General features: G+C 63.0%; 24 protein-coding genes. 2 read left to right on the forward strand and 22 right to left on the reverse strand.

The features are described from left to right. Window positions 1–19: 19 nt before the first annotated feature. From AC1DYR_RS19670 to AC1DYR_RS19715, 10 genes are all read right to left on the reverse strand, one after another. The gene (locus AC1DYR_RS19670; protein WP_477706584.1) at window positions 20–697 is read right to left on the reverse strand and encodes an SDR family oxidoreductase; all 678 of its coding nucleotides are present in this window, start codon (window positions 695–697) and stop codon (window positions 20–22) included. A gap of 34 nt (window positions 698–731) precedes the next feature. Then, complete coding sequence (locus AC1DYR_RS19675) at window positions 732–1,829, reverse strand: DUF695 domain-containing protein (RefSeq protein WP_477706585.1); 1,098 nt, start codon at window positions 1,827–1,829, stop codon at window positions 732–734. After that, window positions 1,826–3,007: an acetyl-CoA C-acyltransferase gene (locus AC1DYR_RS19680; RefSeq protein WP_477649773.1), complete on the reverse strand. Its 1,182-nt coding sequence runs from the start codon at window positions 3,005–3,007 to the stop codon at window positions 1,826–1,828. The genes AC1DYR_RS19675 and AC1DYR_RS19680 overlap by 4 nt, the downstream gene beginning before the upstream one ends. A gap of 267 nt (window positions 3,008–3,274) precedes the next feature. Beyond that, entirely contained in the window at window positions 3,275–5,152 is a 1,878-nt protein-coding gene (aceK, locus tag AC1DYR_RS19685) for a bifunctional isocitrate dehydrogenase kinase/phosphatase (RefSeq protein ID WP_477706586.1), read from the reverse strand. Between the two features lie 17 nt (window positions 5,153–5,169). Next, window positions 5,170–5,862: a carbonate dehydratase gene (gene can, locus AC1DYR_RS19690; RefSeq protein WP_457282831.1), complete on the reverse strand. Its 693-nt coding sequence runs from the start codon at window positions 5,860–5,862 to the stop codon at window positions 5,170–5,172. A gap of 51 nt (window positions 5,863–5,913) precedes the next feature. Beyond that, window positions 5,914–6,732 carry a hypothetical protein gene (locus AC1DYR_RS19695; RefSeq protein ID WP_477706587.1) on the reverse strand — a complete coding sequence of 273 codons (819 nt, stop codon included), beginning with the start codon at window positions 6,730–6,732 and terminating at the stop codon, window positions 5,914–5,916. Between the two features lie 11 nt (window positions 6,733–6,743). Continuing rightward, the gene (locus AC1DYR_RS19700) at window positions 6,744–7,925 is read right to left on the reverse strand and encodes an isovaleryl-CoA dehydrogenase (RefSeq protein WP_477706588.1); all 1,182 of its coding nucleotides are present in this window, start codon (window positions 7,923–7,925) and stop codon (window positions 6,744–6,746) included. 28 nt (window positions 7,926–7,953) lie between these two features. After that, entirely contained in the window at window positions 7,954–8,397 is a 444-nt protein-coding gene (locus tag AC1DYR_RS19705) for a PaaI family thioesterase (RefSeq protein ID WP_477706589.1), read from the reverse strand. Between the two features lie 72 nt (window positions 8,398–8,469). Then, complete coding sequence (locus AC1DYR_RS19710) at window positions 8,470–9,663, reverse strand: serine hydrolase domain-containing protein (protein WP_477706590.1); 1,194 nt, start codon at window positions 9,661–9,663, stop codon at window positions 8,470–8,472. A gap of 26 nt (window positions 9,664–9,689) precedes the next feature. Further along, window positions 9,690–10,094 carry a MerR family transcriptional regulator gene (locus tag AC1DYR_RS19715; protein ID WP_477706591.1) on the reverse strand — a complete coding sequence of 135 codons (405 nt, stop codon included), beginning with the start codon at window positions 10,092–10,094 and terminating at the stop codon, window positions 9,690–9,692. 104 nt (window positions 10,095–10,198) lie between these two features. Between AC1DYR_RS19715 and AC1DYR_RS19720 the strand changes: the two genes are divergently transcribed. Further along, entirely contained in the window at window positions 10,199–11,296 is a 1,098-nt protein-coding gene (locus tag AC1DYR_RS19720) for an MBL fold metallo-hydrolase (RefSeq protein WP_477706592.1), read from the forward strand. 217 nt (window positions 11,297–11,513) lie between these two features. Here AC1DYR_RS19720 and AC1DYR_RS19725 read toward each other — a convergent pair whose 3' ends face one another. The 11 genes from AC1DYR_RS19725 to AC1DYR_RS19775 all read right to left on the reverse strand — a co-directional run bounded on the left by AC1DYR_RS19725 (window position 11,514) and on the right by AC1DYR_RS19775 (window position 24,776). Then, on the reverse strand, window positions 11,514–12,158 hold the full coding sequence (locus AC1DYR_RS19725) for a response regulator (RefSeq protein ID WP_477649333.1): 645 nt from the start codon (window positions 12,156–12,158) through the stop codon (window positions 11,514–11,516). Between the two features lie 115 nt (window positions 12,159–12,273). Beyond that, on the reverse strand, window positions 12,274–16,578 hold the full coding sequence (locus AC1DYR_RS19730; RefSeq protein ID WP_477706593.1) for a PAS domain S-box protein: 4,305 nt from the start codon (window positions 16,576–16,578) through the stop codon (window positions 12,274–12,276). Window positions 16,579–16,639: 61 nt separating this feature from the next. Further along, on the reverse strand, window positions 16,640–17,080 hold the full coding sequence (locus AC1DYR_RS19735; protein ID WP_348049366.1) for a response regulator: 441 nt from the start codon (window positions 17,078–17,080) through the stop codon (window positions 16,640–16,642). Window positions 17,081–17,230: 150 nt separating this feature from the next. Then, a complete protein-coding gene (locus AC1DYR_RS19740) occupies window positions 17,231–18,259 on the reverse strand; it encodes a M48 family metallopeptidase (protein ID WP_477706594.1) in 1,029 nt (342 codons plus the stop codon). A 36-nt stretch (window positions 18,260–18,295) separates the two neighbouring features. Next, complete coding sequence (locus AC1DYR_RS19745) at window positions 18,296–19,075, reverse strand: lysophospholipid acyltransferase family protein (RefSeq protein WP_477706623.1); 780 nt, start codon at window positions 19,073–19,075, stop codon at window positions 18,296–18,298. Between the two features lie 117 nt (window positions 19,076–19,192). Next, window positions 19,193–19,765, reverse strand: coding sequence for a D-glycero-beta-D-manno-heptose 1,7-bisphosphate 7-phosphatase (gene gmhB / locus AC1DYR_RS19750; protein ID WP_477657525.1), 573 nt, complete (start codon window positions 19,763–19,765; stop codon window positions 19,193–19,195). A 107-nt stretch (window positions 19,766–19,872) separates the two neighbouring features. Beyond that, window positions 19,873–21,978 carry a glycine--tRNA ligase subunit beta gene (gene glyS, locus AC1DYR_RS19755; RefSeq protein WP_477706595.1) on the reverse strand — a complete coding sequence of 702 codons (2,106 nt, stop codon included), beginning with the start codon at window positions 21,976–21,978 and terminating at the stop codon, window positions 19,873–19,875. Next, window positions 21,975–22,508 (reverse strand): metal-dependent hydrolase, encoded by a 534-nt coding sequence (locus AC1DYR_RS19760; RefSeq protein ID WP_477706596.1) that lies wholly within the window; start codon window positions 22,506–22,508, stop codon window positions 21,975–21,977. Before AC1DYR_RS19760 ends, glyS begins: the two co-directional genes overlap by 4 nt. An 11-nt stretch (window positions 22,509–22,519) precedes the next feature. After that, window positions 22,520–22,819, reverse strand: coding sequence for an antibiotic biosynthesis monooxygenase family protein (locus AC1DYR_RS19765; protein WP_477706597.1), 300 nt, complete (start codon window positions 22,817–22,819; stop codon window positions 22,520–22,522). Continuing rightward, a complete protein-coding gene (glyQ, locus tag AC1DYR_RS19770) occupies window positions 22,819–23,739 on the reverse strand; it encodes a glycine--tRNA ligase subunit alpha (protein ID WP_348049382.1) in 921 nt (306 codons plus the stop codon). The genes AC1DYR_RS19765 and glyQ overlap by 1 nt, the downstream gene beginning before the upstream one ends. A gap of 80 nt (window positions 23,740–23,819) precedes the next feature. Further along, the gene (locus AC1DYR_RS19775) at window positions 23,820–24,776 is read right to left on the reverse strand and encodes a LysR family transcriptional regulator (RefSeq protein WP_477706624.1); all 957 of its coding nucleotides are present in this window, start codon (window positions 24,774–24,776) and stop codon (window positions 23,820–23,822) included. Between the two features lie 142 nt (window positions 24,777–24,918). On the opposite strand from AC1DYR_RS19775, the gene AC1DYR_RS19780 reads away from it, so the two are divergent. Then, window positions 24,919–25,692 (forward strand): SDR family oxidoreductase, encoded by a 774-nt coding sequence (locus AC1DYR_RS19780; protein ID WP_477706598.1) that lies wholly within the window; start codon window positions 24,919–24,921, stop codon window positions 25,690–25,692. An 81-nt stretch (window positions 25,693–25,773) separates the two neighbouring features. On the opposite strand, the gene AC1DYR_RS19785 is transcribed toward AC1DYR_RS19780, so the two are convergent. Beyond that, a complete protein-coding gene (locus AC1DYR_RS19785; protein WP_477706625.1) occupies window positions 25,774–26,829 on the reverse strand; it encodes an asparaginase in 1,056 nt (351 codons plus the stop codon). Window positions 26,830–26,937 lie beyond the last annotated feature (108 nt).

A 26,937-nucleotide genomic window follows, 5' to 3' on the forward strand; every position in this document is an offset into this window, starting at 1 on the left:
TTTCAGTGGAGTGCAAAGCTCACCATGTGCTGAAGCGGCGGCCGTCGTAGTCAAGAAAGGCACCCTTGTGCGCGGCGGTCAGCCCAGCCAGGGTCTTGCGCATGGCCGAGACGCTTTGAACCGTGGTGAGCGGCGCATCCTGGCCGCCCATGTCGGTTTGAACCCAGCCGGGCGACAAGGCCACCATGATGGCGCGCGGGTAGTCATGCTGGGCAGACGCCACGGCCATGTTCAGCGCAGCCTTGCTGACGCGGTAGGTCCAGCTGCTGCTGGACGGTACCTCGCCAATGCAACCCATGCCGCTGGTGATGAAGGCAAAGCAGCCACCCTTGCCTCCGCGTGCGGCCTCGACCATGGGCGCGACCTGCGGAATGGCCTGCATGGCGCCCAGCACGTTGGTGTGCAGGGTGTGGTCAAACGCCTCGCGGGTCGGCGGCGACAGTGCATCGCCCTGCGGAAAGACGCCCGCCACGTAGAGGGCGATGTCGATCTCTTCGCCGTCCAGCAGCCAGGCCAGGCCGCTGATGCTGGCAGGCTGGGCAACGTCAAGCCGCAAGGCCTTGGCACCCAGGGCCTTGAGGTGCTGCAGGCCTTCGTCGTTGCGTGCGGTGGCAATGACGTTGGCACCGTCCGCCAGGTACTGCCTGACGAATTCGAGGCCTATGCCGCGTGATGCGCCGATGACGAGGACTTTCATGGATCAGGGCCTGTTAACACTGTGTTTGCAGGACCTAAGCCGCAAAATTGAAGTACTTCGACCACGACGGGTCGAACGCATTGCTCAGCTCAACGTCGGCGAACGATGCGCCGCGCAGGCTGGTGTCAATCACGCCGAGTGCGGCAGGCAGGTCGCCCACGTAATAGTTGGCCAGGCGCCGGCCGTTCCTGACCACGGTGTGGGACAGGATGCCGGCATGCTGAAGCTCCAGGCGGGTGGCGATCTGCTCCTGGATTTCGCGGGCACGCTCCAGCGCCGCATGGTCATCGACGGGCAGGCGCAGCTCGATCGCGTGGCCCAGGTCAGGCCGCGCTGCAATCGCATTAGCGCTCTGGTTGACCGCCACGATCGCCTTGTCGCCTTCCTGGCTGCCCTCTTCGTCGTCTTCTTCGTCGCCGCCTTCGTCGCCGTCCTGGTTGTTGCCAAAGACGACCGTCATGACAGACCACTGATGCTCTCCGCTCGGGAACAAGCCTGTGTGCCCCAGTTCATTCGTCCAGAACGCGTCGAGCACAGCGCCGAACTTGTCGAGCGTCGTGGAGCCGGCCACTTCGTCCGAAAACGCGTCGACGAAATCCACAAAGCCCACCTTGACCGCAAAGTCGTACTCGCCCAGCACATGGTCGAGCATGATGAAGGTCATGTTGCGCGCATGGTCCTGCATGTCGCTGGGCAGTTCACGCGCAAACATCACTTCGATGCCCACCTGCCCTTCATCGGCGACGTGGCCGATGAGCACGTCGGAGGTGGCCAGTTCAAAGTTGTCCATCCGCATGGGGAAGTCGGGGCTCTCCGTGCGCGCGCGAAAAGCGGTGAGGCTGTAGTGCTTCAGCGGCGGTGCGCGCTTGACGAAGTCCAGCAGCAGCGGAAAGGTTTCGGTACTGCCGTGCGCGGTGGCGATCAGTTCGACCTGCTGGTCACCGTCGTCAGCCGACATTTCCAGCGCCAGCCCCTCCAGGTACTCCTCGAGAACTTCATTGATGTTCTCGACCTGGTCGCGTACCGGCTGGCGGACAAGCTCCGCCTCGCCCTCCTGGAATTTCAGCCAGAAGGCATCGATGCGCTGGGCGAGCTCAGCGGGTGAAAGCGTTTGTGGTGCTTCTTGCGTCATACCAGCTCGATCGCCATGGCTGTGCCTTCACCGCCGCCGATGCACAAGGTGGCAACGCCTTTCTTCAGGCCGCGGGCCTTGAGCGCGTGGATCAGCGTAACCAGGATACGGGCACCGGACGCGCCGATGGGATGGCCCAGCGCACAGGCACCACCGTTGACGTTGACGATGTCGTGGCTGATGCCGAGCTCTTTCATGGCCGCCATGGGCACCACGGCGAAGGCTTCATTGACTTCCCACAGGTCCACGTCTTTGGCGCTCCAGCCGATTTTCTTGAGCAGCTTGTTGACGGCGCCGACAGGGGCGGTGGTGAACCATTCAGGGTCTTGCGCAAACGTGGCGTGGCCTAGGATGCGCGCAATGGGCGTGGCGCCCAGTTCTTTGGCGGTCGATTCGCGCGCCAGCACCAGGGCGGCGGCGCCGTCGTTGATGGACGAGCTGGAGGCGGCGGTGATGGTGCCGTCTTTCTTGAAGGCCGGTTTGAGCGTGGGTATCTTGTCGAGCTTGACCTTGCCCGGGCCTTCGTCGATGGAGATCACCGTTTCACCGCTGCGGCCCTTGACGGTGATGGGCGTGATTTCGGCCTTGAAGGCACCGGATTCGGTGGCGGCCTTGGCGCGGTTGACGCTGGCGGTGGCAAAAGCGTCCTGCGCTTCGCGGGTGAACTTGTACTTGTCGGCGCACTGCTCGCCGAAGGTGCCCATGGCGCGGCCGGGTTCATAAGCGTCTTCCAGGCCGTCGAGCATCATGTGGTCATAAATGCGGTCGTGCCCGATGCGGATGCCGCTGCGGCCCTTGAGCAGCAGGTGGGGTGCGTTGGTCATGCTTTCCATGCCGCCGGAAACCATCACGTCGCGGCTGCCGGCGATGAGCTGGTCGTGCGCGAGCATGGTGGCTTCCATGCCGGAGCCGCACATTTTGGACAGCGTGACGGCACCCACGCTGGCAGGCAGCCCGCCCTTGAAACCGGCCTGGCGTGCAGGCGCCTGGCCCTGGCCGGCCATCAGACAGTTGCCGAACAGCACTTCGTCGACCTTTTCAGGCGCAATGCCGGAACGCTCGATGGCGGCCTTGATGGCGTAGCCGCCCAGGTCATGGGCCGACAGGCTGGCGAAGTCGCCCTGGAAGCCGCCCATGGGGGTGCGGGCTGCGCCGAGGATGACGATGGAATCAGACATGAGGAGGTCCTTTCAATTGATGAAAAAAATTCAGAACAAGCCCGCAACAGACCCAGGGTGAGCAGCAAGGCCAGCCGGGGCCGCGGAACCGGCTTTGGCGGGCCGCAGGCGCAGCGCCACCGAGGGGCTGGAGCCCGCGGCTCCAAGCCTGCCTGCGCAGGCTTGGACGGGCGACAGAGGCGAAGCGTCTCGCGAGCCGCGGCCTGCAAGGCCTCGCGCATTACACGGAGCCGAAGGCGAAGTGAAAAACGTGGGGGCCAACATCTTCTAGGGCGTCAGGCCGCTGAGGCCTGTGAGCACGGGCTCGGGCGGCAGTTGCATGAAGACTTCGTCGTGGGGAGCGCCGGGGCTGTGCAGCGCGACAAAACGTTTCTCGCGTTCATAAGGAAATACGTCGTGCACGTGGCCGGCCTGGATGCGTGCCTGGTGGCTTTGCCAGAAATGGGCGTCGAGCAGGTCGCCATGGTGCTTCATGAAGACTTCGCGCACGGCGTCATTGCCGAGCAGGAAGGGGCCGAAAGTTTCGGGGAACACGTCCTTGGGGCCTACGGTATACCAAACCTCGCCACTCATCTCTTCTTCCTCGTTGCGCGCGGCGGGCACCTTGCGGAAGTTGCAGTCGGTGATGTATTCGATCTCGTCGTAGTCGTAGAACACGACCTTGCCGTGGCGCGTGATGCCGAAGTTCTTCCAGAGCATGTCGCCGGGGAAGATGTTGGCGGCCACCAGGTCCTTGATGGCGTTGCCGTATTCGACGACGGCGCGCTCGATCTGGTCCTTGGCGGCGGGCTCTTTCACGCCGGCGTCAAAGGCTTCCTGCAGGTAGATGTTGAGCGGGATCATGCGCCGCTCGATGTAGACGTGCTTGATGATGACTTCGGTGGCACCGTCGCCGTCACGGTCGCTGATCTCAAGCTGGCTGGGCGCGAATTTCTCGATTTCGGCGATCAGCTCATCATCAAAGCGCTCGCGCGGGAAGGCCACTTCGCTGTATTCCTGCGTGTCGGCCATGCGGCCCACGCGATCATGCTGCTTGACCAGCAGGTACTTGCCCTTGATCTGCTCGCGCGTGGTGTCTTTTTGCGGCGGGTAGTAGTCCTTGATGACCTTGAACACGTAGGGGAACGAGGGCAAGTCGAACACCAGCATGACCATGCCCTTGATGCCGGGCGCGATGCGGAACTTGTCGGTGGAATGCCGCAAGTGGTACAGAAAGTCGCGGTAAAAAAGCGTCTTGCCCTGCTTGGCCAGGCCCAGCGCGTTGTAGATTTCAGCGCGCGGCATGTGCGGCATCATGCTGCGCAAAAACTGCACGTAGGCCGATGGGATGCCCATGTCGACCATGAAGTAGGCGCGGGCAAAGCTGAACAAGATGAGCAGGTCGTCTTCACCAAACAGCGCGGCGTCGATGACCAATTTACCGGCCTTGTTGTGCAGCACCGGCAGTGCAAACGGCACTTCGTTGAAGCCGTTGATGATCTTGCCGACGACGTACGCGCCCTTGTTGCGGAAAAACAGGCTGGTGAGCACCTGGATCTGGAAGTTGGCGCGCAGCTTGACGTCGGTGAGCCGCCCGCTGATGGCTTCAAGCACGTAACCCGCGTCGCGCTCAAGGTCGTCAAACGGCAGGCGCAGGTCGAAGTCACGCACCAGCTGCAGCAGCACCTCGCGCATGTTGTCACGGGTGGGGTAGTAAGCGCGGTAGGTCGGCTGCGAAGCCAGCTCGTCGTTCTCGATGTATTCGGTGCTGACGGCGGGCCGCACGAAGATGAAGTCGTTCTGGAAGTAGCTGCGGTGCAGGATCTTGGTGGTGACCGAATTGAAAAACGTTTCGGCCAGCTCGGGCTGGTGGTGGTTGACGAGCAGGCCGATGTAATGGAGTTTGACCTGCTGCCAGACGTCCATGGGCTGCTCGCCGGCCTTGAACTCGCGCTCCAGGCGCATGGACGCTTCGCGCACGCGCAGGTCGTAGAACTCGATGCGTTCGCGCTGCGCGCGCTGCTGGCCATGCCAGTCTGCCGTTTCAAAGCGGTGCTTGGCGCGCGCGGACTCGGTGCGAAAAAGCTGGTAGTGGCGGTTGAAGCCGTCCATCATCGCCTTGGCGATGTCGTAGGCAATGCTCGAGTCCAGGCGCTGGGGAAACATGGCTTGCTTTGCGCCGTTCAGACCAGCTGCTGCTGTTCACCGCCGCCGACGCGGGCGTTCCAGGTGTCCCACACACGGTCGATGGCCTTGCCGTAGAACTTGTTGAGCTCCTCGGGCGCCGATACGCTCATCTGCAGGTCCTGCAGCAGGCCGTCATGCACACCGAAGGCCCAGCCGTGCACGGTGACCTCCTGGCCGCGCGCCCAGGCATCAACCATCACGGTGCTGACGGAAACATTGACCACCTGCTCGATGACGTTGATATCGCACAGGGCTTTGGCGCGCACCTCTTCGGGCAGGCTGTCGAGGAGCTGGCGGTGGCGGTGGCGCACGTCTTGGATGTGGCGGAGCCAGTTGTCGGCCAGGCCAATGCGAGCACCTTCCAGCGCCGCCTGCACGCCCGAGCAGCCGTAGTGCCCGACCACCATGATGTCCTTGACTTTGAGGCGCTCGACGGCGAACTGGATGGCCGAGAGTGCGTTGAGGTCGGAGTGCACGACGATGTTGGCGACGTTGCGGTGAACGAACACCTCGCCGGGCTCCAGGCCGGTGATCTGGTTGGCGGGCACGCGGCTGTCAGAGCAGCCTATCCACATATACCTGGGCGTCTGCTGCTTGACAAGGCTGGTGAAGAAGCCTGGGCGCTCGGCTTCCATCTGCGCGGCCCAGGCGCGGTTATGGGCGAAGAGGTCTTGGAGCGAAGTGGTCATGGTCGTATTTTCACCTGCCCGCGGGGATGCCGTCCGGCAAGCGGCAGAAAGTCATGTTTCATCGATCGCCCTCGCCTTCAGCAGCGCCTTTTCGGCCAGGCATTTGTCGGTAAATACGGCCGTTGCCCTGGCGCTTTCCTCCGGGCTCGATGGGGTGGGATTCGGCCCGGATTTCACGACGGACGCGTCAATCAGCAAAGGGCCTTCTCCGGAAAAATCGCAGACAAAACGATACCCCCCGTCAGGGAGCGAGCCTCTCAGCATCTTTCTGGTCTGGTACAGCTTGCCGCTCTGATAGCACCACCGTTCTACCTCACCGTCACCCTGGACAGAGCCGGTCAGGCAGCGGTCCCCTTCGCGTTCATAGAATGCCAGCTTGCTGCCCCCCGCGAGAAGCTGGCGCAGGTTCTTGAAGTCGGGCGTCGGGCCGTGCGAATACATCAACTGCTGCGCGGGATAAGGATTTCCGGCGCCATGGGCGTATTCAAACAGTGTGAGGTTTCCCATGCTTGCCCACTTGAACTGCTCACATCCCGTGTGATGCGCCAGGCCCTTGGCGGTAAAACCCATGGGTTCGTCAAGGTCGATGCTGACGGTGGTGCCGTCCCGCAGGGTGAGGCCGACGGCGTAGGCCGCGAAACGCCCCTTCAGGGCGAGCACAGCTTCCTCGGAGACCTCCCCCACCCTTGAGGCATCCAGAAAGACGTTCACGGCCTTTCCCCGCAGCGATTCGGGGACGCCGCATTCGAACGTCGCGTCGGCTTGCGGCACTGCTGCGTAGGGCGGGGGCTCATCTTTTTCGCACGCACCGAGAAGCGCGGCAAGCACGAGCACAAGGAACCATCTCGCCGTCTGATGTATCACTGGCATGGGTACTGGCCTTACATGGTCTCGGCGAACAATTCGCGCCCGATCAGCATGCGGCGGATTTCGCTGGTGCCGGCGCCGATTTCATAGAGTTTGGCGTCGCGCCAGAGGCGGCCCAGCGGGTATTCATTGATATAGCCGTTGCCGCCGTAGATCTGCACGCCCTCGCCGGCCATCCAGGTGGCTTTTTCTGCGCACCAGAGGATGACGGAGGCGCAGTCCTTGCGGACCTGGCGCACGTGGTCGGTGCCGAGCATGTCGAGGTTTTTGGCCACGGTGTAGGCAAACGAGCGGCCGGCCTGCAGCACGGTGTACATGTCGGCGACCTTGCCCTGGATCAGCTGGAACTCACCAATGCTCTGGCCGAACTGCTTGCGGTCGTGGATGTAGGGAACGACGTTGTCCATGACGGACTGCATGATGCCCAGCGGACCGCCGGTGAGCACGGCACGTTCGTAGTCGAGCCCGCTCATCAACACCTTGGCGCCGCTGTTGAGGCCGCCGAGGATCTGGCTGGCCGGGACTTCGACGTTGTTGAAGACGAGCTCGCCGGTGTGACTGCCGCGCATGCCGAGCTTGTCGAGCTTTTGCGCGACGGAAAAGCCCTTCATGCCTTTTTCGATCAGGAAGGCGGTGACGCCGCGCGCGCCAAGCTCGGGTTCGGTCTTGGCATAGACCACCAGGGTGTCGGCGTCGGGGCCGTTGGTGATCCACATCTTGCTGCCGTTGAGCAGGTAGTAGCCGCCCTTGTCTTCGGCTTTGAGCTTCATCGAAATGACGTCGCTGCCGGCGCCGGGCTCACTCATGGCAAGCGCCCCCACATGTTCGCCGGTGATGAGTTTGGGCAAATATTTTTTGCGCTGCTCATCGGTGCCATTGCGCTTGATCTGGTTGACGCAGAGGTTGCTGTGCGCGCCGTAGGACAGCCCCACCGAGGCGCTGGCGCGGCTGATTTCTTCCATGGCGATCATGTGGGCCAGGTAGCCCATGTTGGCGCCGCCGTATTCCTCACCGACGGTGATGCCGAGCACGCCGAGCGCGCCCATTTTTTGCCACAGGTCCATCGGGAACTGGTCGTTGCGGTCGACTTCGGCGGCACGCGGGGCGATTTCGGCCTGCGCGAATTCGCGCACGGCGTCGCGCAGGGCGTCGATGTCTTCACCGAGCATGAAGTTGAGTCCGGGCATGTTGGTCATGGTGGGCTTTCTGTAGACGAAATGATGATTAGTAGGTCTTGGGCACGGGCACCAGGGTCTGTTGCATCAGTGCGCAGGCGCTTTCTTTTCCATCGGCGTTGACATGCGTCACTTCTGCGGTGGTCACGGTGATGCGTTTTCCGGCCTTGACGACGCGGCCCAGGGCGCGCAGCTCGCCGCCCCTGAAACCGGCCATGAAGTTGATCTTGTATTCAACCGTGGTGACCTCGGAATCTTCCGCAGCCATGGTCAGCGCGGCGTAACCGCCAGCGATATCGGCCAGCGCCCCCATCGCGCCGCCGTGAAAGCTGCCCTGCTGCTGCGTCACGCGCTCCGAATACGGCAGGGCCACCTCGCACAGGCCGGGCTCCACGCGCAGCAGGCGCGCACCGAGGTGCTGCATCAGGCCCTGGCGCAAAAAGCTGGCTTCGATGCGCTGGAACAATGCTGACGGTGCGGCGGGTGCATCCATGAAAAATCCCTTTTTGAAGCGTATGGGGAGGCGGCTTCCGCTGAGTTTGCGGAGTTGACGTTTACGTAAACGTCAATTATGCCTGCTGACGGAAGCACTGTCCAAGGGTGGTGAAAGCTTCGCGCGCGACCTGAGCGTCCGTGCGATCGCGTCCCGAAGGGGAAAGAGATGCGCATCGCCGGCAAATTGCGCTTCCCGTGAATTGCCCGTATGGACAATCACCATGCGGGCGACGGGGTCGACGAAGATGTTCTGGCCGCCGACGCCCCAGAAGAACGACCGGCCGCCAGCCGCCTGCGGAATCCAGACGTGCAGCCCATAGAACGGAGCCCCTTTGGGCTGCGGCTTGTCGGGCCGCAGCATGACCATCTCGTCGATCCAGGCCGCAGGCACGACCTGCCCGCCTGCCACCTGGCCCCGGTTCAGCACCAGCGCCCCCAGCCGCCCATAGTCGCGCAGACGCGCGACGAATTGGCCCTGAACACCCTCCTCGCCGTGGAAGTTCTTGATCCAGAAGCCGCTGCCCTCGGCCCCGAGGCGCGACCATATCCTGTCCTCCAGATACGCGGTGTTGCTCATGCCGGTACGTTCGCTCAGCATGAGGCCGAGCAGCGCGGTCACCGCGCCGTTGTAGCTGAAGGTCTTGCCGGTGGGTGACCGGTCCGTCTTCTCCCTCAGGTAGCGTCGCATATTCTGGCGTGGTGAGACGGTAGGGTCAGTCGCTCGGTTGTCCGATATCGCACCCGCCTCGTAGGCGGCATGAAGCTGGACCCCAGTGCTCATCCGCAAAAGATCCTCGACTGTGTCGTCGGCAAATGCGCTGGCCCCGAAGTCGGGCAGTACCTGTCTGACGGTGGTGTCCAGGGTCAGCTTGCCTTCCGCGACCACCACACCGACCAGAAGCGAGAGGATCGTCTTCGACATGGAAGCGGAAAGCAAAGCGTCCTGGCTTCCGGTTCCCTGGAGGTATCGCTCGTAGACGATCCGATCCTCATGAAGGACGAGAAATCCCGTCGTGCAAAAACGCGTCAGGTACTCCTCGAGCGAATGGGCTTGCGGATCCCCGGTAACGCGATACGTCACATTCTCCAATGGCAGGCCATGGCCGAACACCGCCGGCGCAGCGGCCGCCCGCGCTTCGTTGAATGGAAATCGTTGCTGGGGGTTGAGGAATGAGCCGGTGCATCCCTGTTGGGCCGCCGCGAGGGCGGGCAGGCCCACCGCGAACAGAACCAGGGCCGCGCGGCGCAGGGAATCGATCGTCATGGGACTAGTCGCAAAGCAGGTCACCGCTACGCCGCCTGCTTCGCCTTCTCAAGTTTCGCCAGCAGTGCCTTGGCCTCGCGCTCATGCGTCTGCACCTCCTCGAGGTTGCTCTGCAACTCGGTCATCTGCTCCTCCAGCTGCTTGCGATGCTGTGCCAGGATGGCAAGGAACTTGCGCAGCTGCGGCCCGGTGTCGCGCGGGCTGTCGTACATGTCGATGATGTCCTTGGCCTCGGTCAGCGACAGGCCCAGGCGCTTGGCGCGCAGGGTGAGCTTGAGGCGGGTGCGGTCACGCGCGGTGTACACGCGGTTGCGTCCGCCCGCCCCTTCGCGCTGGGGCTGCAACAGGCCCATGTCTTCGTAAAAACGCATGGCGCGCGTCGTCAGGTCAAACTCTTTTGCCAGGTCGCTGATGGTGTAGGTGGTGGCCATGATGTGATCTTTGCAAACGCGGGCGACAGCGCGAAACAGGTGCGGTCCCTACAATGGTTGTGTATGACGTTTACGTAAACGTCAAATATACCGCGAATGATGACATGAACCTCCTTGAACAGCAACTGGATTACCCCTTCGGAGACACCCTGCCCGAGTCGGGCATGACCATGGAGGTGGCGCCGGGCGTCAAGTGGATACGCATGGCCCTGCCTTTTGCGCTGAACCACATCAACCTGTGGCTGCTGCGCGACGAGATGGACGACCCGGACCGGGCGGGCGCGAAGATCCAGGGCTGGACCATCGTGGACTGCTGCATCAGCCGGGAAGAGTCGAAAGCGCAGTGGGAAGCGGTTTTTGCCACCCGGCTTGAGGGCCTGCCGGTGCTGCGCGTCATCGTGACGCACATGCACCCCGACCATGTCGGCCTGGCGCACTGGCTCTGCGAGCGCTGGACCACACCCAAACACGTGTGCATGTTGTGGATCAGTGCGACCGACTACCTTTCGGCCCGCATCGGCTCGCAAAGCACCACCGGCTTCGGCGGCGAGAGCGCAGCGCGCTTTTTTGCTGCGCACGGGCTGGTTGACCCGGAATCCGTCGAGAAAATACGCGGCCGGGCCAGCTACTACCCCGGTATGGTGCCGGCCGTGCCGGCCAGCTACGTCCGCATCATGGACGGCATGGCGGTTCGGATCGGTGGGCGCGACTGGCGCTGCATCAGCGGCTACGGCCACGCACCCGAACACATCGCGCTGCACTGCGAAGCGCTGGATACCCTCATCAGCGGCGATATGGTGTTGCCGCGCATTTCAACCAATGTCAGCGTGTACGACATGGAGCCGGAATCGAACGCGCTCACGCTGTTTCTCGAGTCCATCGACAAATTCCTGCCGCTGCCTGAGGACACGCTGGTGCTGCCCTCGCACGGCAAACCCTTTCGCGGCCTGCACACACGCATAGGCCAGTTGCACGACCACCACCGAGACCGCCTGGCCGAAGTGATGGCTGCCTGCACCGCCGCCCCCTGCAGCGCGGCCGACATCCTGCCCATCATGTTCCCCCGCAAGCTGGACCTGCACCAGACCACCTTCGCCATGGGCGAAGCGGTGGCGCACCTGCATGCGTTGTGGTTTGGCGGCAAGCTCACGCGCCGGCTGGACGCCGACGGGATTTACCGTTTCAGTAGCGTTAGTCCGTAAGCGGGCTACGCCGGGCGCTATGTTTTTAGTAGCTGCTCGCGCTCGCTAGGATTGGTCCACAGCCCGATTAAGCACATAAGAATGCAATGGATGGCTGTGGGGCCCCTTCTTTACCAGCAGGGGCCGCGGGACTGGCTTTGCCAGACCGCAGGCGCAGCGCCCCCTCGGGGGGCAGCGCATTACACAAAGCCGAAGGCGAAGTGAAAAGCGTGGGGGCTCAAGCCCTCCACTTCCGGTTAGCCGTCACCAAAGCGGTGAGGTAACCGTGCAGCCATTCAAAATTGACAGGTTTTTTCAGCAAATGGGCGTGCTGGGGCAAGCCTCCGCGTGCTGCAATGGCGTCGGGAGGCAAGCCGCTGATGACAACGATCTGCATGTCGGCCAGTTGCACGTTGCGTTTGAGTGTCTTGAGCATCTCAATGCCGTCCACGCCGGGCATGGAAAGGTCGGTGATCAGCAGGTCGGGCCGCATGCTGGCGATATCCATCATGGCCTCCAGGGCAGATGGCATCCAGGTGCAGTCAACCGGCAGGTCCCAGTCTTCAAACTGGCAGCGGTACAGCTCGCGGGTGTCTTCGTCGTCTTCCACCATCAGTACCCGCAGGCGGCTTTTGGGGTCGGTGTCGACGCGGGACAGCTGTGGGCTGTTTTTGGCCAGGTAGGCGTTGATGGACTGCAGCGCAATGCGGCGGTGCCCACCCAGCGTCTTCCACGCCTCGATTTCCCCTTTTTCAACCAGGGACTGCACCGTCGCAACGGAGAGCCCCAGAAGCTTGGCTGCATAGCTGGTGCCGCAGTAATCCTCGCTGGAGAAATCCGCAGCCGTGATCGCGGCCTCGAAGGACTTGGGTTCACGCGCCATGGCAGACCGAACGGGGATTGGAGTGTTTCATTTTGGGCATTTTAATCAATTCGACTCAATCGCTTCATAGAAAATGATAGTAAGCATCAACTAACACCAACTGGCATTGCCAGCGTCAGGGAGACAGCGGTGCTGTGGGCAGGGTGAAGAAGAACGTTGCCCCCTTGCCGGGCGCCGCCTCGGCCCACAACCTGCCGCCATGCCGCTTGATCACGCGGCTGACGGTGGCCAGCCCGATGCCCGTGCCCGGAAACTCCGCGACAGCATGCAGGCGCTGAAACGGCTTGAAGAGCTTGTCGGCATAAGCCATGTCAAAGCCGGCACCGTTGTCCCTGACGAAAAACTCCGGCAGCCCCGCGGCATCAAGCTGGCAGCCTACCGTGATTTCGCTGAGGGGTTGCTGGGCGCTGAACTTCCAGGCGTTGCCGATCAGGTTCTCCATCACCACCCGGACCAGCCGGCTGTCGCCATGCGCCTTCAGCCCTTTTTCGATGTTCACCGCAACCTTGCGCTCGGGGTCGCGCACCTGCCATTCGTCCAGGATGATGCGGGCAAGCTCCGACAGGTCCACCACCTTGTTGTTCAGGGGGGTGCGCGACACCTGCGCCAGCGACAGCAGGTCTTCGATCAGCTGCCCCATCTGCGCCACGCCGGCCTGGATGCGTGCCAGGTAGTGCGTCACCTTCTCGCCGGCATCGGCCCCCAGATGCTTGCCCAGCAGGCGGCTGAAGCCGTCCACGGTGTTCAACGGCGAGCGAAGGTCGTGCGACACGGAGTATGAAAACGCTTCGAGTTCCTGGTTGGACAGGCGCAGGGCGGCTTCAATGGCCTTGATCTCGGTGATGTCCGCGTCGATGCCCACCCAAAAAGCCACTTCACCGCGTTCGTCCAGCACGGGCGATGCGCGGTAGGACATGGTGTGCACGCCGTCCCTGGCCAGCACGCGGCGTATGCCCGAATATTGCGACCGCGTCTCCCGGGCGACCTGCCAGCGGGCCCTGATATCGGGGAGGTCGTCCGGATGAATGGCCGTAAACCACTGCGTGCCGGTCCAGTCCTCCATCTTGCCGCCTGCCAGGTCAAACCAGGCGCGGTTGAAGTAGGTGGCCGCGCCGTCCGGGTCGCTGGTCCATACCACCTGGGGCGCCTGTTCGGCCAGCGCCCGGAAGAGCGCCTCTTGCCGCTCCAGCGCCAGTGTGCGCTCGGCGACTTTCTGCTCCAGTCCGGTGTTGAGCTGGCTGACCTCCTCGATCAGGCGGGAGTTCTGGATGGCGATGGACGCGAGCTGGGCCAGTTCGAGCGCCACATATTCGTCCTCCTGCGTGAACTCGCCCTCGTATTTGTCGGACAGCTGGAGCAGCCCGATGTTCTTGCCGTCGCGGCCCGTCAGTGGCACGGCCAGCCAGCCGCGCATGGCCGGATGCTTGTCGGCATAACTGCCGAAGCCGCGCCAGCGCGGATGCGCCTCCAACTCGGCCTGTGTCATGCGCATGGACCGGTTGGTCTGGCAGACCAGGGCGTAAATGCCGGTGCCGTCGGGCGCCTCGATCATGTCCCGGTATTTCGCATATTTTTCGGAAAGCGACAGGGCGTTGATGGCCTGCCCCCAGTCGCTGTTCACGGTGAGGCTGACGATCGCCTGGTGCGCGCCTATCACCCCCCGGGCCTGTTCGGCCGCCTCGTGCATGGTGCTTTCAAGCGTCTGGTGCCAGGTGATGGCCTGGGCCGCGTCAGCGGCGCGCTGCAAGGTGTACAGGTGTTCCTGGACCTCATTTTCAACCTTGACCTGGGCCGAGATATCCAGTGCCAGGACAAAACGCGCCGGCCGGCCGGCATACCGCACTGAGGTTGAAAAAGGGCGGGCGGTGAAAAACGACCCGTCCTTGCGGCGATGCTCCCAGCGCTCCTTGACGATCAAAGGCGAGGCGGCGTGCTGGGCCCGCAGGTTTTGGGCCTCCGCTTCGCTGCGAATGTCGTAGATCGTCATCGACAGAAACTCTTCCATCGTATAGCCATAACTCTTGACGGCGGCTTCGTTGACCGTGAGGAAGCGATAGGTCTCGGCGTCAAAAACCCACATCGGGATCGGCGCCATTTCAAACAGGGCCGAGTAGCGGTGCTCGCTTTCTACCAGCGCCTGCTCCGCCAGCTTGCGCCGGGTGATGTCGCGCTGCACCGCGACCCAGTGGGTGTAGTGGCCTTTGGTGTCGGTGATCGGAACAATGTCGAGCTCCAGCCAGACTTCCTCGCCGCTCTTGGTGTAATTGATCAGCTCGGCACGTACGGGCTGCCATTTTTCCAGTGCGGCCTTGATGCGGTCGAGCTCGTCCCGCTGCGTTTTGGGGCCCTGCATCAGGCGTGGCGTTTTTCCCAGCACCTCTTCACGCGTATAACCCGTACGGCGTTCAAAAGCGTCGTTGACAAAGATGATGCGCGGGCCGGCGCCATCGATGGGTGCGGCCTCGGTGATGAGCACAATGTCATTGAGCCGTGATACGGCGGTTTCCAGAAGGCGCAGGTGCGCCTGCGCTTCGTGCTGTTCCGTGATGTCCTGCAGCACGCCGACCAGGCTCACGACCTTGCCGTCCCGCTGCAAAGCCCGGCCCTGTGTGCGCACCCAGATGCGCCGGCCCTTTGCCGTGATGAGGGGCAGCTCCAGGTCCCATGGCGTTGCCTGCTTCAGGGCAGCCAGGGCGACCGAGCGGATGGTGCGCCGCGCTTCGGGTGCATAAAAGTCGAGCGCCTCCTCAACCCCCAGGCCGGCCGCCGGATCGAGTTCGTGGATGCGGTAAATCTCTTCGGACCAGTAAGGCGTCATGGTGTCGACAACGACCTCCCATCCGCCGACTTTCCCCAGCGCACCGGTGCGGTTCAGCAGCTCCGTGCTGCGGGCAACCACCAGTTCCGCGCGCTTGCGGTCGGTAATTTCCTGGATCACGCCGGAGCGGCGGCGTCCCGACGGGCCGCGGCCCGCGCCTTGCCCCTCCTGCCCGATGTCTCCGGGCTGCGCTTCGTCAGCGCGGCCAAACAGGTGAACCCATCGAATCTCGCCGGCGGATGTAACGATGCGGAATTCAATGTCCAGCGGCTGGTTGGTCCGAACGGACAGATCGCGCCGTTCCTTGAAGGCCTTGCGGTCCCCGGGATGGACCAGCTGCATGAATGCGCCATGACTCCTGTCGAAGGTCGCGCGGTCAACACCGAGCACCTCGTAAACCTCATCGGACCACCAGCTTTCATCGGTGCCGGTGTCCAGCTGCCAGTAGCCGATGCGGCCAAGGCGCTGGGCGTCCCGCAGTTTCTGCTGGATGGCTTCGCTGTTTGCCAGTTCGGCCTCCAGGACATTCCGATGTTGCTCAAGCGACTCGGCCATGCGGTTAAAGCCCGTGGATATCCTCGCAAACTCCCCGAAGTCGTCAGGCCAGCCTGGCGGTATCCGGACATCCAGCCGGCCGTTCTGAAGCTGCCGGATGGCCTCAAGGATGTTTCGGGTGGGCTCCACGATGGCGCGCCCGCCAATGACCCAGGCGACGCCGCCGCCCACAAATGCCACCAGCAACAACACCACCAGTTCCAGCCACAGCTGCTCCCGGCTGGCGCCCACGACCAGTTCGCGGTCCAGGCTGACCGCCACAAAAAAAGCGGCGTGTATGTCGGGGCTGCTGGGCATGAAAGCCCACAGGCGGCGTTGCCCGGTGCCGTCCTCCCCATCGCTGGTTCCAGTACGCATCTGTTGCACGGCCGCCCTCAGCACGGGGCTTCTTGCCACCTGCCCGATGCGTATGGGAAGGTCGGGCTTGCCCGCCAGCAGCACGCCGCTGCGGTCGTGTATGCCCAGCGCGGCGCCGGGCGGCAACTGGAGGTCGATGGTGGATTTCGCCATCTCGGCCAGGTCAACCGACGCAAAGGCCACGATGTCAACGCGCCCGTCCTTGTCCAGGAGGGGCAACGCAAATGTGATGGAAGGCCGGCCCGTGGCACGCCCCACAATGTATTCACCCACCACAAAGCTGCGCTGCTCAACGGCATTGCGGAAATAGGCGCGGTCGCCCAGGTAGCCGAGCCGCACGCCTTCCTGCCCGTTGCACAGCGCATAGCCGTCCGTTCCCACAATGCCGAAATTGGCGTAAAGCGGAAACAGCTTGTTGAGCTCTACAAGGTAGCGGTTGCAGCGGTCGGCGTTGCCGTCCCGCAGGCCGGGCACATGAACAATTGCCGTCAGTATCTGCCGGGCCGATTCCGCCAGGCGCTGCTGGCTGGATGCGGCCAGCGATGCGGCGAATTGCAGGTCGGTCTGGGCGCGCTCGACGGCGGTGTCGGCGTTGTAGACGGCCTTGAAAATGGACAGGCCAAACATCGGCACTATCGCAACCAGCACGAGCATGACAAGGCGGGTCCGCAGCGTGATATGAAGCTTCATGGCATCAGCGCCGCAGGTACCGGCACCGGGTGTTTCTGGGCCACCGGTGCGTCACGGGATGTCAGCCGGCCGCGATGGATTCATTGACGCCCAGCCAGTAGGCCTGCAGGCGGTTGAGCTTTTCGGTCAGCCCCCCAAAATCGACGGGTTTACGGACAAATCCGTTGGCCCCGCTCTGGTAACACGCCACGATGTCGGACCGCTCGCTGGAAGATGTCAGCATGACCACCGGCACCAGCGCGGTCAGGGGATTGGCCCGCACGCTGCGCAGTACGTCCAGGCCGGACAGTTTGGGCAGCTTCATGTCGAGCAGGATGAAAGCCGGCTGCCTTTGCGTGTCGCGCCCCGCGTGGGCACCCTGGCCGAATAGAAAGTCCAGCGCCTGCACACCGTCCCGGGCGACGGCAATCTCGGCCGTGACGCCCTGCTCCTCCAGCGTCAGCACGGTCAGTTCCAGGTGGTCCGGATTGTCTTCAACTACAAGTATGAGTTTGTCGTTCATGTGGACTTCAGGTGCACGGAGTCAATCCCTGTCGTTTTGGTGTTTTTTGTGCCTTTCTCATATTACCAAGTAAAGAAACGCCGCAGTACTGTGATTTGTACCCCCTTTGACGTGGCTCAACGGGGGCATGCCAAACGCAGCGGCGCCGGCCTACCAGCGGGGAATTGCTTCGTCCTTGAGCTGGCCGCGCAGCTCGGCGTAGTCGGGCACCACCGCGCGCACGGTGTCCCAAAAACGCGGGCTGTGGTCCATGACACGCAAATGGCTCAATTCATGAACCACCACGTAGTCGATCACCGACTGCTTGAAATGGATCAAGCGCCAGTTCAGCCGGATGGACCCATCGGCGCTGGCGCTGCCCCAGCGGGTGCCGGCACTGGAAAGGCTGAGCTTGTGCCACTGCACGCCCAGGTGCGGCGCGAAATGATTGAGCCGCTCGGTAAAGATGCGCTTGGCCTGGCGCATCAGCCAGGCCTGCACGGCGTCGCGGATCTGCTCGGGCGTGGCATGGTGGGGCAGGCCCACATGCAGCGTCAGCTGCGCCACACCGGGCAAGGTGCCATTGGCCGCATCGCCGTCGCCCTGCAACAAGACTTCGGCGGCGGCGGTGCCGGTTTTGAGTTCGGCGCCGACACCGCCAAAAGCGTGCCGCGGATCGATCACCACAATGACCTGGTCGCCCAGGAAAGGCAGCGTGGTGCCGTCCTTCCAGTCAATGCGCGCGGACTCCAGGCGCTCATGGCGGGCGCGGGTTTCCTGCAGCTTGGCCAGGATCCAGCCGGATTTTTCCAGCACCGCCTTGTCGATTTCATACAGCGGCACCCATTTGGGCGCACTCACCGTGAGGCCGTCAGCGCCGGCTGAAAAACCGATGGTCTTGCGCTTGCTGCGCCGGAACTCATAGGCCACCAAAATGCCGTCCAGCACGGTCTCACGGGTGGCACGCGGGTGGCGGAAGGTCGCGGGTGCCAGGGCCTGCTGTAAGGTTTGGGCGGGAAGCTGCGGCCCCACGAACTCACCATTCGCTATGTTTTCGATAGCGGTCGGCGCAGGATTTATGGGGGCTACAGGCTTTTTTGGCCTGTTTTTTCTGGTTTTGGAGCCACCGGGAACGCCAGCAAGCGGCGCCGGCGCGGAATCAAACAGGTCGAGCGTGAACTGAAGAAGCCGTTGCATCATGGCAGTTTAGCTTGACAGCATGGGCAGGCTGGCCGCTCAGGTATTGGGTGCGACGGGTGTGGCGGGCGCGGCGACCACTTCACCGGCATAAGCCTCGGGGTCCAGCCGGCGCATTTCGGCCTCGATCCAGGTTTCCACCTCGCGCATCAACTCGTCGGGCTGGCGGCCGGTGCTGTCGATCGGTTTGCCGATCGAGATGTCGACAATGCCCGGGGTTTTGATGAAGGCCTTGCGCGGCCAGCATTTGGCCGAGGTCACGGCAATCGGGATGACGGGAGCGCCGGTTTCAATGGCCAGGCGCGTACCGCCGGATTTGTAAGTACCCTTCTGGCCGCGCGGGATGCGCGTGCCTTCGGGGAACATGATGACCCAGGTGCCCTGCGCCATCAGGCGCTTGCCCTGCACGACGACCTTGTTGAAAGCCTGCGACCGCTGGCTGCGATCGATGTGGATCATGTCCATGCGCGCCATGGCCCAGCCGAAGAACGGCACGTAGAGCAGCTCTTTCTTGAACACATAGGCCAGGGGGTGCGGCATCAGCGTGGGCATGCACAGGGTCTCCCAGGTGCTCTGGTGCTTGAGCAGCAGCACGGCGGCGCTGGTCTGGCCCGTGGGCAGGTTTTCCATGCCGGTTACCCGGTTCTTGATGCCCAGGATGAAGGTGCCACCGCTGACCGCCACGCGCAGCCAGCCCGCGCACATCCAGTACATGGTGTTGCTGCTGACGAACAGGGAGGCGATCACGACGAAAGTAGCCCAGGGAATCACCGTGACGGCCATCCACAGCAGATGAAGAATTGATCGAATCAGGCGCATGTCAAGGTTTCCGGTATCAGGCAGGTTGTGGATGCTGCTGCGCAGCATTTTCACGATGTTTTAAGGCTTCAGCCCTTATATGGCGGGCGCAAGCAGCTAGCATTTTTATAGCACCGCTTACAGGGCCACCTGCAGGGGCCGGGCGCTGCGTTCCAGGATGAAATCGGCAAAGGCCGATAAATCGGTGTGCACCTGCGTGCCTTCGGGCAGGCCCTCGGGCTGCCCGCCGCTGCGGTACCGCGCCGACTTGCCCGTCAGCACCAGGTGCGGTTCGCACCCGGCCGCCGCGCCGGCCTGCAGGTCACGCAAAGAATCCCCTGCGGTGGGCACGCCTTTGAGCGGCACGCCGAAACGCGCGCCGATCTGCTCGAAAAGCCCGGGCAGCGGTTTGCGGCAGGTGCAGCTGTCTTCGGGGGCGTGCGGGCAGTAAAACACCGCATCGATGCGCCCGCCGACAGCTGCCAGCAGCTTGTGCATCTTGGCGTGCATGGCGTTGAGCGCCGCCACGTCAAAGAGGCCACGCCCCAGGCCCGACTGGTTGGACGCGATCACGACGTGCCAGCCGGCATGGTTCAGGCGCGCAATGGCCTCCAGCGAACCTGGCAGCGGCAGCCACTCGTCCGGTGCCTTGACGAAGTCGTCGCTGTCGCTGTTGATGGTGCCGTCGCGGTCGAGGATGACGAGTTTCATGGTGTTTTACCTTACCAAAAAAGATCGGGCGGCCGCCGGGCCGCCCCAAGGCCGGCCAGCTCCCTCGGGGGGCAGCGACGATACGAAGTGCGGAGCGTGGGGGCTCATCATGTGGCTAGTTTGGAGAGATCAGCCACCCGGTTCATGGCCTGATGCAGCGTCGCCAGCAAGCCGAGGCGGTTGGCGCGCAGCGCTGGGTCTTCAGCATTGACCATCACGCCGTCGAAGAAGGCATCAACCGGCGCCTTGAGCGCGGCCAAGGCCTGCAGCGAGGCCGCGTAGTCGCCGGAGGCAAAAGCGGCTTCGGCTTTAGGCCCTACGGTATTCAATGCATCAGCGAGGGATTTCTCGGCGGCTTCCTGCAGCAGCTCAGGTTTGACGGCAGCTTCAACCGTGCCTTCAGCCTTCTTCAGGATGTTGCCGACGCGCTTGTTGGCCGCAGCGAGAGCCGGTGCTTCGGGCAGTGCGGCAAAGGCGCGCACTGCCGACAGGCGTTTGGCCACATCGCCCAGGCGCTGGGGTTTGAGGGCCAGCACGGCATCGACCTCTTGCGCGCTGTAGCCCTGCTCGCGCAGGGAGCCTGCGAGGCGGTCGTAGATGAAATCGGCCAATGCGATGGACGCGTCCTGAATCTTGTCGCCGAACACCGGCTGCGCGCCTTGCACCAGTTCGAGCAAGCCCAGGGGCAGGTCTTTCTCGACCAGCATGCGGATCACGCCCAGCGCATGGCGGCGCAGCGCGAACGGGTCCTTGTCGCCGGTCGGCAGATTGCCAATGCCGAACATGCCGACCAGCGTTTCCAGCTTGTCGGCCAGCGCAACGATCACGCCGATGGTATTGCGCGGCAACTCGTCGCCGGCAAAACGCGGCTTGTAGTGGTCTTCAATCGCGTCGGCCACGTCGGCGTTAAGGCCGTCGTTGAGCGCGTAGTAACGGCCCATGGTGCCTTGCAGTTCGGGGAACTCGCCCACCATGTCGGTCACCAGATCAGTCTTGGCCAGTTCGGCTGCGCGCTGTACGTCGGCCACGTTGGCGTTGAGCTGTTTGGCAATGCCTTCAGCGATGGCACGAACGCGTTGCGTACGTTCACCCTGCGTGCCCAGCTTGTTGTGATACACCACTTTGCCCAGGCCTTCAACGCGCGAAGCCAGCGTCTTCTTGCGGTCCTGGTCGAAGAAGAATTTGGCATCCGCCAGTCGGGGGCGCACCACGCGCTCATTGCCGCCAATCACGGCACTGGCATCCGTTGGGCTGATATTGCTGACGACGAGAAACTTGTTGGTGAGCTTGCCCGACGCGTCCAGCAGCGGGAAGTACTTCTGGTTGGCCTTCATCGTGAGGATCAGGCATTCCTGCGGCACGCCGAGGAATTCTTTTTCGAATTCGCAGACCAGCACGTTGGGACGTTCGACCAGTGCGGTCACTTCGTCGAGCAGGGCGTCGTCTTCAATCGCCCTGGCACCGCCGCCAACTTTGGCTGCGGCTGCAGCAAGCTGCTTGATGATTTCGGCTTTGCGCGCGGCAAAACTGGCGATCACGGCGCCGTCTTTTTGCAGGGTAGCGGCGTAGCTGTCGGCATCCTTGAGCACCACCGGATCGACGGCCGCTTCAAAGCGGTGGCCGTGTGTGATGTTGCCGGCCTTCAGGCCCAAAGCCTCGATAGCGACCACCGAGCTGCCATGCAGCGCGACCAGGCCGTGCGCCGGGCGCACAAATTTCACATCGCTCCAGCCGTCGGCCAGCTGATAGGTCATGACTTTGGGGATCGGCAATTTGGCAATTGCTTCGAGCAGCGCCTTTTGCAGGCCTTCCGTCAAAGTCGCGCCCTTGACGTTGCTGTCATAAAACAGCGCCTCTGCCTTGCCGTCGGGCGCACGCTTGAGGCCAGCCACGGCCGACGCATCGGCGCCCAGCGCCTGCAGTTTTTTGAGCAGCGCGGGTGTGGCATTGCCCGAAGCATCCAGCCCCACCGTCACCGGCATGAGTTTTTGCGAAACGGCCTTGTCGGCGGCCTGTGCGGCCACCGCCGTAACATGCGCGGCCAGCCGGCGTGGAGAGGCAAATGCCGTGAGGGCCGAATCTGCCGCCGTCAGGCCCTGGGCCTTGAGCTGCTCGAACAGCACGCCAGCAAAGGCATCGCCCAGCTTTTTGAGCGCCTTGGGCGGCAGCTCTTCGACAAACAGTTCAACGAGAAGATTTTGGGAGGCGTTCATTGGTTTTTTCGGGAATGTCGGAGCGCAAAAATGGCCAGGGCTGCAACCATCAGCGGCAGCCAGATGGTTTGGATCTCATTGAGCAACACGTCGGCGCCGCGTTGCGTGAAGAACCGGGAAAAGGAGACCGGCGACACCTCAACGGGCCGCCAGGGGCTGAAAAACCGCTGATCGGAAAACGGCCAGTAGAGTGGAATGGCCACGCCGCCATTGGTCAGAGTGTCCAGCAGGGGATGCGAGAACGCGCAAAGCGCGATCCACGCATAGCCTTGCCATGGCGCCAGTTTCCAGTGCCGAGCCAGCCACCAGCCGATGAGGCCCATCACGAGCGCAAAGCCCAGGGTATGGGTAAAGCCGCGATGCCCCCAGATACCGCCGTAATGGATGCCGAGCTTGAAAGCGACTCCGTCAAAGTCGGGAAGGATGGCCGCGACCATGCCCGCCAGCAACATGGAAGGCGGTATCCGCTTGCTGCCCAGCGCCACTGCGGCTGCAATGGGGACGGCGATGTGGGAAAAGATGGTGGGCATCGGAGATCAGCTCACCGTTTTGGTGTGGCATCGGCGTAGTGCAACACCGTGGGAAACGGATCGTAAAAATGGTGAAGCAGCTTGCGCCATGCCTGGTAGGGCTCTGACTGGCGGAACCCCACGGTGTGGTCTTCCAGGGTGTTCCAGCGCACCAGCAGCATGTAGTGGTGGTCGTTTTCCAGGCAGCGCTGCAACTCGTGGCCCAGGTAGCCGCCCATTGACGCGATGATGGCCTGCGCCTGGGCAAAAGCCTCCTCGAAAGCGGGCGCTTCGCCGGGCTTGACCTGCAACTGGGCGATTTCCAGAATCATTACGCCGCCTTCTTCGCCATCTGCTCGACCCATTCGCGCGGCGCCATCGGGAAACCCAGGCGCTCGCGGCTTTCGTAATAGCTTTGCGCCACGGCGCGGGCCAGGTTGCGGATGCGGCCGATGTAGGCGGCGCGCTCGGTCACGCTGATCGCGCCGCGAGCGTCCAGCAGGTTGAAGCTGTGGGCAGCTTTCAGCACCTGCTCATAGGCCGGCAGGGCCAATTGCACGTCGATCAGGTGTTTGGCCTGCTTTTCGTGCGCGGTGAAGGCGGTGAAGAGGAAATCGGCGTCGCTGTGTTCGAAGTTGTAGGTCGACTGCTCCACCTCGTTCTGTTTGTAGACGTCGCCGTAGCTGAGCTTTGAGCCATCAGGCCCTTCGGTCCAGGTCAGGTTGTAGACGTTGTCCACGCCTTGCAGGTACATGGCCAGGCGTTCCAGGCCGTAGGTGATTTCGCCGGTGGCGGGTTTGCAGTCGATGCCGCCGACCTGCTGGAAGTAGGTGAACTGCGTGACTTCCATGCCGTTGAGCCAGACTTCCCAGCCCAGGCCCCAGGCGCCCAGCGTCGGATTTTCCCAATCGTCTTCGACAAAACGGATGTCGTTTTTCTTCAGGTCAAAGCCCAGCGCTTCCAGAGAGCCGAGGTAGAGCTCAAGGATATTGGCCGGTGCCGGCTTGAGCACGACCTGGTACTGGTAGTAATGCTGCAGGCGGTTGGGGTTCTCGCCGTAGCGGCCGTCCTTGGGGCGGCGGCTGGGCTGCACATAGGCGGCTTTCCAGGGCTCGGGGCCCAGCGCGCGCAGAAACGTCGCGGTGTGCGAGGTGCCTGCGCCGACTTCCATGTCGTAGGGCTGCAGCAGCGCGCAACCCTGGTCGGCCCAATAGGACTGCAGCTTCAAAATAATTTGCTGGAAAGTAAGCATAAGAGTGGAGTTTTGCCAAACGCGGGGTACCTGCTTGCAGGCCCGGGAAGCGGCGCCTCAGGTGGCGGCCGCCAAGCCGGTCATTTTACGCGGCGGCGCGCGGGCGCCTTGGTGTGCGGCATCTGGGTGGGCGGCACGTACCAGCCTGGCCCGGTCTTGAAGGCCTCGACCAGAAAATCCACCATCACACGGACCTTGGCGCTCAGGTGCCGGCGGCTGGGGTACACCGCCAGCACGTCGATTTCAGGCATGCGGTAGTCCGGCAGCAGGGGCACCAGCCGGCCTTCGCGCAGGTCCTCCCCGACCAGGAAGGCCGGCTGCCAGATGATGCCCAGCCCGGCCACGGCCGCCTCGCGGGCGGTATCGCCATTGTTGGCGTGCATGATGTAGTTGACCTTGACCACATGCGGGCGCCCCTCGCCGTCGATGAAATGCCATTCGTTGGCGGTGGCCGCATAGGTGTAGCCCAGGCAGCGGTGGCCCGCGAGGTCGGCGGGCACAGCAGGGTGACCGTGCTTTTTCAGGTACGCCGGTGCGGCACAGAGGATGTTGCAGGAAGTCGCCAGCTTGCGCGCCGCATGGGTGGCCGGCCCCGCGCGTGAAACGCGTATGGCGAGGTCGTAGCCTTCTTCCACGATGTCCACCACGCGGTCGCTGAGGGCAATGTCGAGTTCCACCTCCGGATAGCTTTGCATGAAGCGCGGCCACAGCGGCGCCAGGTGCCGGATGCCAAAGCTCACAGGCGCGTTGATGCGCAGGCGCCCGCGCGGCTGCAGGGTGGCCGACGAGGCCAGCGCCTCCGCGTCGGCCACTTCTTCAAGAATCGACTTGCTGCGCTCGTACAGCGCTTCGCCGCTTTCGGTGAGCGAGAGCTTGCGCGAGCTGCGGTTGAGCAGGCGCGTGCCGAGGTGGGCTTCCAGCTCATTGATGTAGCGGGTGACGTTGGCCGGCGAGGTGTCGAGCGCATCGGCCGCACGCGTGAAACTGCCGCGGCCCACCACGCTGGCAAACACCTCGAACGCACGCAGCCGGTCCATTTCAGCCCCAATCATTCATTAAAGATGAATGATTAGATCATTTTTACGGCCTTCCTCCAATAGAAGATAAAACTTACATTGGACTCATCGGCAGGCAGGAAGCCACCGAACCAGGAACCCCAACCAAGACAAAGGAATCGACATGACCACGCAAACCACTTCATTCACACCCCGCTTCGCCAACAAGACCGTGCTGGTCACGGGCGGCAACAGCGGCATCGGCCTGGCCACTGCCTTGCAATTCGCCGGACAAGGCGCTCGCGTTGTTATTACTGGCCGCGACCAGGCCACACTGGACCAGGCCAAAGCCCAACTGGGCACAGGCGCCATCGCCCTGCGCAACGACGCAGGCGCCAGCGGCTCGGCCCAGGCGCTGGCCAGCGCATTGACTGCCGAAGGCATCACGCTGGACGCCGTGTTCATCAATGCCGGCCTGGCCAAATTCGCCCCGCTGGAAAGCGTGGACGAAGCACTCTGGGACGACACCTTCAACGTCAACGTCAAGGGCGCATTCTTTGCGATCCAGGCGCTGTCGCCGCTGCTGAACACGGGCGCCGCCATCGTCCTGAACGGCTCGATCAACGCCCACATCGGCATGCCCAACTCCAGCGTGTATGCCGCCAGCAAGGCCGCGCTGATTTCGCTGGCAAAAACGCTGTCGGGTGAACTGGTGGCGCGTGGCATCCGCGTCAATGTGGTGAGCCCCGGCCCGGTCACGACGCCGCTGTATGGCAAGCTTGGCGTGCCTGCAGACCAGCTCGATGCGCTGGCCGCCGGCATCCAGGCGCAAGTGCCGCTGAAACGCTTCGGCACACCCGACGAAGTGGCCAGCGCCGTGGTGTATTTGTCATCGCCGGACGCAGCTTTTATCGTCGGTACCGAGCTGATCGTCGACGGCGGCATGAGCCAGCTGTAAGCACTTCCCGCGTACGCAGCTAGAACGAAAAAGGGCGACGCCGCTGCCGGCATCGCCCTCTTTTTCTGATTACGCAAAAACTCAGTATTGCCAGAAGATGCGCTGCAGTTCCTTGCTGTCAATGTTCTTCGTCAAGGCGACGGAGGCCAGGATGCGCGCCTTTTGCGGGTTCAGGTCATGCGCGACCACCCAGTCGTACTTGTCATCGGGCTGCTCGGCGTTGCGCAGCACAAAACCTTCAGGCACACGCGAGGAACGCACAACCTGGATGCCCTTGGCGCGAACTTCCTGCAGCGCGGGAACCACGCGGTCAGCCACGGAGCCGTTGCCTGTGCCGCCATGGATCAGTGCCTTGATGGCGGTCTTGCCAACAGAGTCCACTGCGGAGCGCGGCACGTTGCCGTAGCCATAGACGATGTCGACGGGGGCCAGCGCTTCGAATTCATCAATGTTGAATTCGGACTGCGCGGTGTGGCGCTTCACGGGCGCGCGGAACCAGTAGTTCTGGCCTTCCACCACCATGCCCAGCGGGCCCCACTGGCTCTTGAAGGCCTCGGTCTTGATGTTGATGGTTTTGGTGACATCGCGGCCGCTTTGCAGCTCGTCATTCATGGTGACCAGCACGCCTTTTCCTGCGGCATCCTTGCTGGCAGCCACGCTCACCGCGTTAAACAGGTTCAACGCGCCGTCGGCCGACAGCGCCGTACCCGGGCGCATGGAACCCACCACCACGATGGGCTTGCTGGTGCGGATCACGAGGTTCAGGAAGTAGGCGGTTTCTTCCAGGGTGTCGGTGCCGTGGGTGACGACGATGCCGTCCACGTCGGGTTGCTTGACCAGCGCCGAGATGCGCTTCCCCAGCTTCATGAGGTTGTCATTGGTGAAACTCTCGGAAGCGATTTGCGAGACCTGCTCGCCCTTGACGTTGGCCACGTTGGCCAGCTCGGGCAGGCCGGCCAGCAACTTGTCGACCGGCACCTTGGCGGCGGCATAAGTCGCGCTGTTCAGTGCTGAGGCGCCGGCGCCGGCAATGGTGCCGCCGGTGGCCAGGATCACGACATTGGGTTTGGCGGCGGTTTGCGCCAGCGCGGGCGCGCCGAGCGTGGTAAGCGCCACCAGGCCGAGCGCGGCGCCCATATGACGAAATGTTGAGGTTATTTGCATGTATGTCTCCAAGGAAATGGAATTTGTCTGATTTTTTGCGCACAGCGAGCAAAGCCAGCGGTTTCACCAGCCTGTGCGGCG

The organism is Polaromonas sp. P1_F9, from assembly GCF_056405615.1.